The organism is Methanomicrobium antiquum (assembly GCF_029633915.1).
In the GTDB taxonomy this organism is placed as follows: domain Archaea; phylum Halobacteriota; class Methanomicrobia; order Methanomicrobiales; family Methanomicrobiaceae; genus Methanomicrobium; species Methanomicrobium antiquum.
In genome coordinates this window covers 1457011-1469951 of record NZ_CP091092.1, presented here as the reverse complement: position 1 = coordinate 1469951, position 12941 = coordinate 1457011, and the positions used below count along the sequence as shown (strand labels likewise).

The 12941-nt window shown below is 39.9% G+C and carries 12 protein-coding genes and 1 other RNA gene; 5 read left to right on the top strand and 8 right to left on the bottom strand.

What is annotated here, in order from left to right; genetic code table 11:
- Positions 1 to 251: 251 nt before the first annotated feature.
- Both L1994_RS07295 and L1994_RS07290 read left to right on the top strand, forming a co-directional pair.
- Positions 252 to 1424 carry a tubulin/FtsZ family protein gene (locus L1994_RS07295; protein ID WP_278098797.1) on the top strand — a complete coding sequence of 391 codons (1173 nt, stop codon included), beginning with the start codon at positions 252 to 254 and terminating at the stop codon, positions 1422 to 1424.
- A 57-nt stretch (positions 1425 to 1481) separates the two neighbouring features.
- On the top strand, positions 1482 to 2555 hold the full coding sequence (locus L1994_RS07290; RefSeq protein ID WP_278098796.1) for a hypothetical protein: 1074 nt from the start codon (positions 1482 to 1484) through the stop codon (positions 2553 to 2555).
- 256 nt (positions 2556 to 2811) lie between these two features.
- Here L1994_RS07290 and gltA read toward each other — a convergent pair whose 3' ends face one another.
- Genes gltA through L1994_RS07265 form a run of 5 tightly spaced genes read right to left on the bottom strand, consistent with a single transcriptional unit; the run spans position 2812 to position 8686 of the window.
- On the bottom strand, positions 2812 to 4158 hold the full coding sequence (gene gltA / locus L1994_RS07285; RefSeq protein WP_278098795.1) for an NADPH-dependent glutamate synthase: 1347 nt from the start codon (positions 4156 to 4158) through the stop codon (positions 2812 to 2814).
- Complete coding sequence (locus L1994_RS07280; RefSeq protein ID WP_278098794.1) at positions 4151 to 5005, bottom strand: sulfide/dihydroorotate dehydrogenase-like FAD/NAD-binding protein; 855 nt, start codon at positions 5003 to 5005, stop codon at positions 4151 to 4153. Before L1994_RS07280 ends, gltA begins: the two co-directional genes overlap by 8 nt.
- 42 nt (positions 5006 to 5047) lie before the next feature.
- Complete coding sequence (gene arcS / locus L1994_RS07275) at positions 5048 to 6676, bottom strand: archaeosine synthase subunit alpha (RefSeq protein WP_278098793.1); 1629 nt, start codon at positions 6674 to 6676, stop codon at positions 5048 to 5050.
- Positions 6669 to 8120: a tRNA guanosine(15) transglycosylase TgtA gene (gene tgtA, locus L1994_RS07270; protein WP_278098792.1), complete on the bottom strand. Its 1452-nt coding sequence runs from the start codon at positions 8118 to 8120 to the stop codon at positions 6669 to 6671. The genes arcS and tgtA overlap by 8 nt, the downstream gene beginning before the upstream one ends.
- Positions 8117 to 8686: a TIGR00296 family protein gene (locus tag L1994_RS07265; RefSeq protein ID WP_278098791.1), complete on the bottom strand. Its 570-nt coding sequence runs from the start codon at positions 8684 to 8686 to the stop codon at positions 8117 to 8119. Before L1994_RS07265 ends, tgtA begins: the two co-directional genes overlap by 4 nt.
- A gap of 36 nt (positions 8687 to 8722) precedes the next feature.
- Here L1994_RS07265 and rnpB point away from each other — a divergent pair.
- An RNA gene (gene rnpB / locus L1994_RS07260) (RNase P RNA component) lies at positions 8723 to 9042 on the top strand.
- 181 nt (positions 9043 to 9223) lie between these two features.
- A complete protein-coding gene (locus tag L1994_RS07255) occupies positions 9224 to 9781 on the top strand; it encodes a CBS domain-containing protein (protein ID WP_278098790.1) in 558 nt (185 codons plus the stop codon).
- Positions 9782 to 9827: 46 nt separating this feature from the next.
- Here L1994_RS07255 and tpiA read toward each other — a convergent pair whose 3' ends face one another.
- Complete coding sequence (tpiA, locus tag L1994_RS07250) at positions 9828 to 10502, bottom strand: triose-phosphate isomerase (protein ID WP_278098789.1); 675 nt, start codon at positions 10500 to 10502, stop codon at positions 9828 to 9830.
- A gap of 35 nt (positions 10503 to 10537) precedes the next feature.
- Positions 10538 to 11041 carry a multiprotein bridging factor aMBF1 gene (locus tag L1994_RS07245; protein ID WP_278098788.1) on the bottom strand — a complete coding sequence of 168 codons (504 nt, stop codon included), beginning with the start codon at positions 11039 to 11041 and terminating at the stop codon, positions 10538 to 10540.
- Between the two features lie 57 nt (positions 11042 to 11098).
- On the opposite strand from L1994_RS07245, the gene L1994_RS07240 reads away from it, so the two are divergent.
- The gene (locus L1994_RS07240) at positions 11099 to 12337 is read left to right on the top strand and encodes a proteasome-activating nucleotidase (RefSeq protein WP_278098787.1); all 1239 of its coding nucleotides are present in this window, start codon (positions 11099 to 11101) and stop codon (positions 12335 to 12337) included.
- Positions 12338 to 12488: 151 nt separating this feature from the next.
- On the opposite strand, the gene L1994_RS07235 is transcribed toward L1994_RS07240, so the two are convergent.
- A complete protein-coding gene (locus L1994_RS07235; RefSeq protein WP_278098786.1) occupies positions 12489 to 12941 on the bottom strand; it encodes a DUF5804 family protein in 453 nt (150 codons plus the stop codon).

Genomic DNA, 12941 nt, shown 5'->3' with positions numbered 1-12941 from the left:
GGTAAAAATTGATATAATTTCTGTATTAATTAATACAATTGTACACTTTATTGTGGTTAATCAGTTGTTAAAATCAAAAATTGATTTATAAATTGATGAAATGATTTTTGATAAAAATGGAAGTTGCATAATTTTTATTGCATTTTTATGTGGAAACATAAGAAAGTTTTTGAAGTAATGAATTAATAGATCTTTATATCCTGAAGTAACGGGAAAATAAATCTTCACTCCACTGGATGGTGTTTTGTTAAATGAGAGTCTTTTTCATTGGATTTGGCCAGGCCGGGGGCAAAATAGTAGATATGTTCATAGAACAGGATAAAAGAGCCCCTGTCCGAAGCTTTAGAGGTATTGCAGTCAATACTGCAAGAACTGATCTCATGGGTCTGAAACATATAGAATTGCGTGATCGCATTCTGATTGGTCAGACTGTTGTTAAAGGTCATGGTGTTGGTACAGATAATGTAACCGGCGCTAAAATTACAGCGGATGAAATTGACAGTATCATCAATACAGTTGATACAAGAGGTACTCATGATATTGATGCGTTCGTTGTTTGTGCAGGTCTTGGAGGAGGTACAGGTTCTGGTGGTTCACCGGTTCTTTGTCGCCATTTAAAACGTATTTACCGTGAACCGGTATATGCGCTTGGTATTCTTCCGGCACCTGAAGAAGGCAGATTATATTCATATAATGCAGCAAGGAGTCTTTCAACACTCGTAAATGAGGCAGATAATACATTTATATTTGATAATAGTGCCTGGAAAAATGAGGGTGAAAGCGTTAGATCCGCATATGAGCGTTTAAACAACGAAATTGTTCGCAGATTTGGTGTTTTGTTCCGTGCCGGTGAGGTAAGTAAAACCGGTGTCGGAGAGATGGTTGTAGATTCAAGTGAGATTATAAACACTCTTCGTGGCGGTGGTGTAACTTCTGTTGGTTATGCAATAAGCGAAAAGGTAACCGAAAGCGTAAAAAACAAAAAAGGCTTCCTTGGCGGCTTCTCTGTTAAGAAAAAGGACGCCTCAGAAGAAGTTCTTACGGGTGAAGATAAGTCTGCAAAGGTAATTGGTCTTGTAAGGCGCGCAATGCTTGGACGTCTTACTCTTCCGTGTGATTATACAACAGCTGAACGTGCACTTGTTCTTATAGCAGGTCCGCCTGATGAGATGGACCGAAAAGGCGTTGAAAAGTCAAAATCCTGGGTTGAAGAGAATATTGCCGGAGTTGAGGTAAGAGGTGGAGATTATCCCACAGAAAGCTCTAAGATTGCGGCTGTTGTTGTTCTTGCATCAATTGGTGATGCTCCGCGCATACGAGAACTTTTGGAAATTGCAAAAGAAACAAAGGATGATGTTATAAAATCCAAGGAGCGCCGTGTCACAATGTTTGACAACGAAGAAATTGATCCTTTGTTCGAGTGAGAGGGAAATATGAGAAAACAAATAATCTTTTTGGCATTTATAATTTTGACATTTTGTTTGGTCAATTCAGTATCGGCGGCAAACTACGATGATCCTGTAATAAAAATAACACCTGACAAGAGCTCATATTCTCCTGGTGACAGTATTATTTTAAGTGCTGATGTTCCTCTTGCAAGTACAGGAGACTCAACTTTTCCTGCCGCACATTCTCTTAGAGTTTTAACTGAACTTGATGATCCACAGTGGTATTACACAATCAAAATCAATGGTCATGGTGAGGAGAAGACAGTAACTAAAAGATCAGTAACCCTGTCAGGTTTTCTTCTGGATTATCCTTCAAGCGGAAACAGTGTTAGTATAAGCTATACTCTTGAAGCAACAGTTCCTGAGGTGTCAAGTACAGGAGATTTGATCTTTTTCCAGATAACCCAGCTTGATGGAAGCGGAAATGAAGTGGTTGGTCAGGAGACTGAAATAAACCCTACATCCAGGCTTGTAGTAAATCCTGATGATATTGATAAATTGAGAGATATTGTTGAGACAAGTCTTAATGACTTCAATACACAGCTTCAGGACAAGCTCAAAACCGGTGTTGATACATCTTTGGCACAGGCCAAATATGATGATGCAAGGACAAAGTTTGTTCAGTCTGCAACTGCTTCATACTCTGATGCTCATACTCTTTTAGAGGATGCTCAGACACTGATTGCTGAAGGAGAAAAACTCCTAAATCAGGCATGGGCTCAGAAATCAATAGACAGAGCTCAGGCAACAATTGACAGCATCTCGTTTTATATAACAGACTTTAAAGTAAATCGCAGTATGACAAATGATGCCAGAGTAATCAATATTGAGACAAAAGTTGAATCTGCGCAGTCTTCTCTTAATTCAGCAAAGACACTTATGAATCAGGAGAATTATCCTCAGGCTTATACTCTTGCAGAGACTTCAAACACCAAAGCTGATGAAACACTGGCTATTGCAGAGGAGTTATACGCTGAAGTAAGCAAAGGTATAATTCCTGATGTTGGTGGTGTGGGAATATTTGTCATAATTGGAATAATTGTTGTAATTGCAGTTGTAGGAATTGTAATTTACAGGAAAAAGACATCCTGGGATGAACTTGGATAAAAACAGCAAACATTAAAATATTTTTTTTCTATTTTTTTCATATCTTTAAAATTCTGTATAATAAGATTCATAAAAATTTTCCAAATATTTTCAGAGGACTATTTCTAATGAATTTATGGGGAATACTGCACTTTGCAAAACAAACTGAAAAAGTCAGTGTATTTTTTAAAAGCATAAAAACGCTAAAAAAGAAAAAAGAGATTTAATTTATAGACAATTTAATTTTTCCAAATCGTTAATTTTCAAATATTTGGAATTATTGGTTCAGATATTCGTTAATTGCAGATGAGGCTTTTTTAGCGTTTCCCATGGCTTCAATTACAGTTGCCGCACCGGTTGCAATATCTCCTCCGGCAAAGACATTTGGAATTGATGTCTGGCCGTTCTCATCTACAATTACATTGCCTCTTTTTCCTCTTTTAAGTGAAGGTATGAGTGATACCAAAAGAGGATTAGGACTCTGGCCAATTGCTTCTACAACAACATCCACATCAAGTGTAAATTTTGCATCATCGCCTGTCATTGGCACAGGGCATGGTCTTTTACTCTCATCCAGAACACCCATATTCATCCTGACACATTCGATACCTGTAACTGATGGTCCTCCTATGATTCGGACAGGATTTGCACAGCAGTAAAAACTTATTCCTTCTTCAACTGCATTTGCAACTTCTGCTTCTCTTGCAGGAAGATCTTCTTCACGGCGTCTGTAAATAAGATATACTTCAGCGCCCATACGTCTTGCAACACGTGCAGAATCCATTGCAACGTTTCCTCCGCCAACAACTGCAACCTTTTGCCCTTTTAAAACCGGAGTATCATAATCAGGGAATCTGTCTGCATGCATTAAGTTTACCCGTGTTAAAAATTCATTTGCAGAGTAAACACCATTTAGATTCTCACCCTCAATTCCCATGAAAGATGGAAGTCCGGCACCTGTTCCAAGAAATACAGCATCGTATGCCAAAAAATTGTCTACAGAAACACTTCTTCCAACAATGTGATTGAGCTTAAGTTCAGCACCAAGAGAAAGTACCTGATCTATTTCTGTTTTTACAATATCTTTCGGAAGGCGAAATGACGGAATGCCATATGTTAAAACACCACCAGGTGCATGAAGTGATTCAAATATTGTAACAGAATGCCCTGAGCGTGAAAGCTCTGCTGCCGCTGTTATTCCGGCAGGTCCTGAACCGACAACTGCGATTCGCTTTCCGGTTGGCTTTTTTGTTTTTGGTGTGACTATTTCGTTTTTGCGTTCCCAGTCTGCAATAAATCTTTCCAAAGCGCCAATTCGTACAGGTTTTTCCTTAACACCAAGGACACATTTTCCTTCGCACTGGGTCTCCTGTGGACAGACACGACCGCATATTGCCGGAAGCATATTGTCTGACTTTATGATTTCAGCGGCTTTCTTAAAATCCTGCTTTGCTATTGCTGAAATAAATCCGGGGATGTCGATATTAACGGGGCATCCTTTGACACAGGCCGGACGCACACACTCCATGCACCTTGTTGCTTCTAAAACCGCGTTTACTTCGGATAATCCTTCATCGACTTCCAAAAAGTCGAGAATTCTCTCAGCCGCATCCCGTTTACTCATGATGGTGTTCTCCGCATCTGCAATGGTGGTGGTGTTCGTTGAAATTATCTAACGATTCCTTCTCCTGTGACGGATAAATTCTCTGCCTGTTCATAAGCTCATCCCAGTCAACAAGGTGTGCATCAAATTCCGGGCCGTCAACGCATGCAAACTTAGTCTCGCCACCAACACTGACCCTACAGGACCCGCACATTCCTGTTCCATCGACCATTATTGGATTTAAGCTCACAAATGTTTTTGTTTTGCTGGGGATTGTTGCCATTGATGTAATTTTCATCATAATTGCAGGGCCGATAATCCAGACACAGTCAATTTTTTCATCTTCTAATTTTTTCTTTAAAATGTCTGCCGGAAATCCGTGAAATCCACGGCTTCCGTCATCTGTACAGATAACGAGCTCATCACAGTCCTGTTCAAGTTCGTCTGAGAGTAAAAGCAGATTTTCATTTCTTGCGCCAATAATTCCTGTGACCTGGTTTCCTTGTTCCTTTAGTGCTTTGGCAAGAATTGGAAGACATGCGATACCAACACCGCCGCCTATCAAAACACAATTGCCCCATTTTTTAAGTTCGCCGGGCTGGCCGAGAGGACCTGCGACATCCAAAACCGATTCGCCTTCTTTTAATGAAGAGAGAAACTTTGTGGTTTTTCCAACAGCCATGAAGACGATTCTTATTAGATCATCTTTCGCGGCTGAAATTGTAAGGGGTATTCTTTCTCCCTTTTCATCAATTCTTATTACAACAAACTGGCCTGCCTGAGCATTTTTTGAAACATGCGGGGCTTTAATCCAGAATTCAAAAATATTATCGGCAATCTCTGATGCCTTCTCAATTTTATATGCCAATAGAGTCACTCCAAAAACAAAATTTGTGATTATAATTTGGTCTTACAACTTCTTTACTTTACGCACCCGTACAGCCACTCCTCTCTTAGAAGAGCACATCTCTGCTGCACCCATTGCGGCACGTCCTGTGGCAACAGCTCCTTCACCTACAACGAAAACCTCATCGCCCTCTCGAATATCAGGATCGCAGTTTAAAACACCGGGCGCGAGAATATCTCCCTGAGGAATGAAATTATCAATATATACTCTGTATCCGGATTCAATTAAATCCCAGCCTTCAAAAGTAGGTCGCATAAGGCCTGTTCCTGTATCAATTGAAAAAACCTGTTTTTTTCCCATTAGAACTTTTTCACGCATGAATTTTCCTTTGAGCTGAAGTTTTGAGGTATCAGCATCAAAGCCAAACTGATATGAAAGTGTTCCTTTTATGAGATTCGGACCTTTTTTTCTGCCATATTTAAGTGCAGATTCAAGTTTTTTAAGGGATTCAGAAGATGTGAGCTTATCAGTTGCAGTGCATTCGTAATCTGTATTAGATCGTTCAAGCGCGGCCTTTGCGATTTCAAAAGAGTCGCCGTCAAGGTGAACAAATACTTTTTCATATCTGTTCTTCTCAAAATAACGCGCAATAGCATCTGTAATAAATGCTCTCTCCTCCCCGTCCCAGTATCCTGTCACAGGAACATCATAATGTCCTGCCGGATACATTCTTTCAAGTTCTCTTGGAACAATTCCAAGAGGAGATGTAATTATTATTTCATGTGCCCTGTTCTGAATAGCTGACTGAAATTTCATGTGACTTTGTGAAGAGGAATAGGGCTTTTTTGCTGAACATGGAATTAAAACTGCAGTATCTGTTCTTGAAGGGACAAACCTTTCAATAACGCGTTCAACAAACCTTTTGACCTCCGGTCTTTTTAGTGATTCACCGGAATTTGCATAAAGTCGTGTACTTCGTGCAATAGCAACGCGGGGTTCAATGAAATCATACGACATATCAAACAGGCGAAGTATTGAAACCTGTGATGCGGAATTTCTACACCGGCGTTCAAGTAGCTCTCTTAGATGTCCGTCTTTTAAAAAGTTCTTTACAGTCTCTATCTCTGTATCAAGTGCATTTCTGTTGTGCTCAAAAAGATTTTTGTTTTCACATCCACTGCATCTGCAAAGTCCTTTATCAAACCATTCTTCAGCTAAAAATTCACCGTCAGATGTACAGAATATGCCTTTTGCGGATTTTAAGTCAACAGCCCTGTAGTCAAATATGTCAAATCCTGAATTGATAAGTGTTGCAACGTTTGATGGAAGTGCGCAGGCAGGAGTGTACCATGCCGTATCAGACGGATGATTCCCCTTCATCTTCAAAAGCATTTTAACATAATATTTTGGGTTTTCAAGAACTGTATGCCAGTTTGAAAGAATAAGGCAATCCCCAAAGACTCCTTTGTTTTCTGATTCCGGATGAATAAAGATTAGTTCTTTGTATTCAGGAGAATTTTTATCAACAAACTTTTTGTTTGCAAAAAGTGGTATGTTGGAAAATTCATGCTCTTTTAGATCAGGGAAAAACGAATCAGCGTCTATTGCTGACGGTGTCTCAATTGATTCCCCTGAATCTTTTGAATATATGCCGGTTCTTGCAAGGCCGTCTCTTTTTAATGCTTCAAACATATGAAAACCTGTCTTTTACGTCTTTAAGCTCATTTGATACTGCTTCTTTTAACTCATCATCGCATGCAATATAAAATTCTGAATTTTTATTTGACTGAATCAGATTTAAAATACCGATACAACCTGATTTTATCATTTCATTATCCCAATCAGGAATTTCACTTTGTCCAACAGGAAAAGTCTCTTTAAGTTCAGGCAGATATGGGCCGAAAGGAGGTTTGAATAAATAAACTGTGTCATAACCTGCCCTTTTCTTATCGTCAAATGAAATCAAAACTTTTCCGCTGGCAGAAAGTCTTTTAACCATCTCATGATAGCGGCTGACCTCGGTTCGCAGACAACTCTCACTTCCTCTGTAAAAAAAGCGTCTTTTTGTGATTCTGTCAGATTTTTCAAGCTGTTCTGTGTATTTTAAGAGTTCACGGTATCCATCAAGAAGTCTTGGGTGGTTCCTGCATCTTTCATCGACAAGCTCCCAGAGTGTTCCGTCAAGAATCGACTGCCTGATTCTTGAAATTTCAGCAAGTGTTACGTAAAGGTTGTGATATGCAAGAAGTCTCTCTCTGTCAGGTGATTTCTTAAGTTCTTCTGCAGTGTGGGTTCTGCATACCTCGCATGCACACGGAAGTTCATTAACCTCATTTAGCTTGTAGCTTCCCTGAGGTGTCATATATCTTCCTTCCCGTGCATAAAGAGCATATGCGGCGGAGTCAAAGACATCACATCCCATTGCCGCGGCAAGTGCAAACATGGAAGGGTGTCCTGCGCCAAAAAGATGGATGCATGAAGAAGGGGAAAGTTTTGATTTTGCCGCCATTACAACATTTACCAGTTCTTTATATCTGTAGCTCTCCATCAGAGGTACCACAGCACCAATTGGGCAGAATACAACATTTAAATTTTTTACTTCTTCCCCTGCTTTCTCTCTAAGATCTGTGTGGATTCCACCCTGGACCGGTGCGCAGAGGTGGCCGTCATCAATTATTGTAAAAGCCTCTTTTATGCGCTCGATTGTGATTGAGAGTTCTTCTTTCGCTTCTTCAAAGGTCTTGTCAGGCGATGTTGCAATATCCATTGGAACAATAATTTCGCTTCCTATTGATCTTTGAAATTTTACTGTTTCAGTATTGGTAAAGCCGACATCACCATAAACAGACTGCTGAAAGGCGCCGGAGTCGGTCATTATAACGCCGTTGAAATTGAGGACTTTGTGAAGCCCCTCTTTTAAGGCACGCTCACGAAACTCCTCGCTTTTGCTGAATATATATGCGTTTGTGATAAGTGCTTCTACGCCGAGTTTCTCCATCTCTTCCGGTTTAATAAGCTGGATATGCGGATTTATAACCGGAAGAAGAAGTGGTGTTTTTATTGTTTTATCGCCGACTTTTAATTTTCCGGCTCTTCCCATGATGTCTTTGTGGATTACTTCAAAACTAATGCTCATATTATCTCCGTTTCTGAAAAAATCTGCCCTTCAAATGTAAGGAGTTCGTAATTACCATCCTTCCAGCAGTCTTTTAAAAGTCCTGCTTTTATGCAAGTATGGCTTAAAAATTCTTCAGGACTCCAGTTATATTCAACTGCTACCTGTGGCAGAAGAAGTCCTGCGTGACCTTTTCCCTGAATGATTAGTCCATGCCGCCCGACCTCAATATTTTTGCTCCTTTCAGATGCAGGACACAATAGAGGTTTTGGAGGTGTAAGGATGGTTACTTCAATTTTTATTTCTTCCAGCTCTTCAGCTCTTACCGGTGGAAATCGTGGATCTTTTAAAGCGGCAGAAACTGCCGCATCACGAATTGCTGATGAAAGCGGAAGAACAGGATGGATATAACCTATACACCCTCTTAGTTCGCCCGATTTTGTAAGTGTTACAAATATGCCTCGTTTTTCATTGAATATTGCAGAAAGCTTTGGGCATTCAACACCTTTTTTTGCAATGGATTCCACTAACGTCTGTTTTGCAAGACACAATGCATTTTTTCCTTCATCCTCATCCAGCAGTATCATTACCTGTATATATTGTGTGCTGACAATAATAAGATTGAGAGGGAGAGTGCGGCTGACGGTGGCATCTATTTGCCGCTGAGGAAAGTCCCCACTCCGTCCGGTTACGCAGCCGCATTCAAGTGCGGGTGGCGAGAGTCACGGCTCTGACACAGAAACGATACGGCCTTTAACTGATGTTTATGATGCAGATTAAAAGCTGCTGAAGCGCTTATTTAGGTTTTAGGACACGATGGAACGGTGAATCCCTGCGGGTGCAAGCCAGAACAGAAGCATAACGGCATTTCCGGGCCGGCTTCGGGTATGGCGCGACAGCTGAATGCCGCATAAAAACAGAATGGGGCTTACTACTCCCACTCAGTTATTCTAAAAAAAAGAATTAATGAAAAAAGTTTCAGCAACTTTTTATAAAAACGTCTGTAATTTTAGAATTTTTATTAAAGCATCTGCTAAACATAAATTTGTGATATATCAGATAAGCTCTCTTTAATTTAATTGTTGAAATATTTTATATTCTCTAAATTACTATCAGTAATCACAATGCACATACCGGATTCTGCAGAAATTAGGGAGAAGCGTATAGAACTTGGACTGACACAATCTGAAATTGCAGAAAAATCAGGTCTTAGTCAGTCAATGATTGCAAGAATTGAGTCCGGTACAGTTGATCCAAGAGTAAGTACAATTAAAAAAATTGTTGATGTTTTAAATCATGAAGAAATTTCTATAATTACCGCCGGTGATATGATGCACTGTCCGGTGATAAGTGTCCTGGCAGATGAAACTCTTGCAAAAACAGTCTCAATTATGGAGAATTTTGGGATATCACAGATTCCGGTTATTGAAAACGGAGTGGCAATCGGGTGTATTTCTGAATCTGCAATTATTAATGCAATGGATGAAGGAAGAATCCAAAAGATTCAGTCACATATTGTTGAGGATTTTATGGAGGATGGATTTCCAACAATTCCCAAATCAACGTCAATGGATACAATTATTCATCTTCTTCACAATCACCATGCAATTCTTGTATCAGAAAAAGGAAAGGTCGTTGGTGTAATCACAAAACATGACCTGATTGGAATGATCACAAAATAGAAAGTGTGACATTTAAAAAATAGAAAGTGGAAAAAGTAAAAAAAATCTATATTTTTGATACAAGATTGAAAAGAACTTCTTCAGGATCTTTAGCTTTAACAACGCCTGATGCAAGCAAAACACCGTCAGCGCCAAGTTCAAGAGCTCTTTTTACACAATCTCCCGTGCTGATGCCGGCTCCTGCAAGAACTCTTACATTTGAATTAATATTTTTCACAGCTTTTACAGAATCTTCAATTATTGCCGGATCTGCTGTTGCTACAGAAATGCCGCTTCCTATTAACTCCGGCGGTTCAATTGCAATAAAATCCGGTGAAAAAGCCGCGGCGGCGGCACTGGTCGGGATATTGTTTGTGCAGACAACGGTTTGAAGGTTCGCCTTTTTTGCCGCATCAACCGCGCCTGAAACATCTGCAAGTGTCAGCCTTCTTTCAGAGTGATTGATAAGGGTTCCAATCGCACCAGCGTGGCGCACAGCATCTGCAAGGATGTGTCCTGTGTGGGCACCAGGTTCAATTGCATCAACGTGCTGGGCATACACAGGAATTTCGTAATGCTTTGAGATTGGGTGAATTTCCATATATGATGGAGCAACTCCTATCAAAACTCCGGACTGCTCTGATACAAACTCTGATGCCTTTGCAATATTATGAGCAGAATGACCAAAACCTTCGTTGTAAGCCTTGAAATTGATTATTATTTTTGGATATATTCCAGGCATTAATAAATCCTCATTTTTGTAATCTTCCTTAAATATTACTTTTTCTTAAATTTCATCACATCTCCAAGTGTAGGTGTGATATGACCTGCTTTTCCGGTATTTTGTGACGCGTCAAAAGAATCCAGAAGGCTTATTCCAAGAGCTTCTTCCAGTTTTTTTCTGACATCATCTTCAGGAATCATTCCCTTCTCTATTTTTTTAATCAGGCCCTCTTTTTCTTTAAGTTCAAAAGCCAGATCTTTTGGGGAAAGACCTTTTTCTATTCTTGCCTCACGTATCTTCTCACTAAAATCCTCGACAATTTCGCCACCCATAAGGTCAAAAACATCGCGCGTCCTTTTTTTTGTGACTACCGGCTGACCTTTTGGAGATACTGTTCTTATTTTTCCTGATAACTGGTTTCTAATCTCACTTCCCGGCTGCTCAACAGGAGTACCTAACTTTGAGCATTTGGGGCAAACAGACATCTTTGTTCCGCCAATTGAAACCAGAACAGGCTTTCCACGGATAACTTCCCCGCAAACCTCACATTCTGACATATTAATCGTAAATATCTATATATTGAACTACCCCTATATAACTATTTGAGAGTGCCTATGGCAGACAGCCAGACATACAATCCTGATTCCCGTTCCGAGGAAGATATCACCAGATACCTCCTTGATAGAATTTCCGGTCTGGAAAGCCGAAATCTTGAGCTTAGAGAAGAGATTAGGCAGGTGGAATCCGAAAAGCGTTTCATTGAAAGCCAGAAAATACGCTATGAGAGGGAAATTAGAAAACTTAAAACCGAAGTTGAGAAATTAAGAAGCCCTCCGTTAATCATCGGCACAATAACTGACGTATCTGCTGACAACAGAGTAGTTGTTCAGTCCAGCGCAGGCCCTAAATTTATGGTGCGTGCTTCAGGTTTTATAGAAACTGAAGACTTAAAAGCGGGTGCAAGATGCACATTAAATCAGCAGTCTCTTACAATCGTTGATATACTTCCGCAGTCGTTTGATTCGCAGATTTATGGAATGGAGATAGATGATGCTCCAAATGAAACTTATGCAGATGTCGGCGGACTTGAGGAGCAGATAACAGAGATAAGGGAAGCTGTTGAACTGCCGCTTACAAAACCCGAACTTTTCAAAAAGGTTGGGATATCTCCTCCAAGAGGTGTTTTACTCTACGGACCGCCGGGCACAGGCAAGACTCTTCTTGCAAGAGCCGTTGCGCATGAGACCAACGCCAAATTCTTAAGGGTTGTGGGCTCTGAACTTGTTCAAAAATACATTGGAGAAGGAGCACGGCTTGTAAGAGAGCTTTTTGAGCATGCCAAAAAAGATGCACCTTCAATAATTTTCATTGATGAGATAGATGCAATCGGCGCACACCGTTCTGAAAGCATCACATCAGGCGACAGGGAAGTTCAGAGAACTTTAATGCAGCTTCTCGCTGACCTTGACGGTTTTAAGGACAGAGGAAATGTAAAGATTATAGGTGCTACAAACAGGATTGATATCTTAGATCCTGCGCTGTTAAGACCCGGAAGATTTGACAGGATAATAGAGATACCTGAGCCTGATATTGAAGGCCGCCTTTCAATATTCAAAATTCATACAAAGGATATGAGTGTTGATGATGATATTGACTTAAATGAAATCGCGATACTTACAGCAGGCATGAAGGGATCTGACATAAAAGCGATATGTACAGAGGCCGGAATGTTTGCTATACGCTCTGAAAGAGAGAAAGTATCCAAAAATGATTTCATAAAAGCTATAGAAAAGGTAGGATTTGATCACAGAAACGGCGCCGGTGAATTAATTGACGGTGCAATGTTTGCCTGAAAAAAATAAATCGAATCTGATAAAATCCATTTACATTCAATTTTCATCTTTTTTTCAAAGTTTTGTTATATCAATGTCATTTTTTTCAACCTTATTTGAGGGAATTTAAAATACGAGTTAAATAAAAAAATCTGAACTTATGAAAGTTATCTTATTCATTAAAGCCCTCAGTCCATTCCTCTTCACTGCACCAGACCTCAAACACAAAGCTCATATCCTCCCCAAATTCAGGATGATCTTCTTTTGAGGAATGAGGCTGTATAAACATGACATTTGATGTAAAACCTAAATTCACTCCTATAAGTTTCGTATAATTCCAGGTCTCTTTCATCTTCTTGTCGCGGCTGTAGATATCAAGCGCGAATTCATGTGTACAGAATAAATCAGGAGAAATCTCAAAGAGTACATCTGAAATATAGCGTCTTTTGTACCAGTTTAGCTCAGAGGTTAATGAAAGAGCATTTCCAAGCGTTGCGTTTTCAATTATTACGCCGTAATCTGTTTTTACAGGACGGTAAAATCTAAGTATGCCTCTGCTGGTTTCAGATGACAAAAGAGTGTTGTATAGGTCAATTCCCTGTTTTTGAATAAAAAGAAGGTTCAT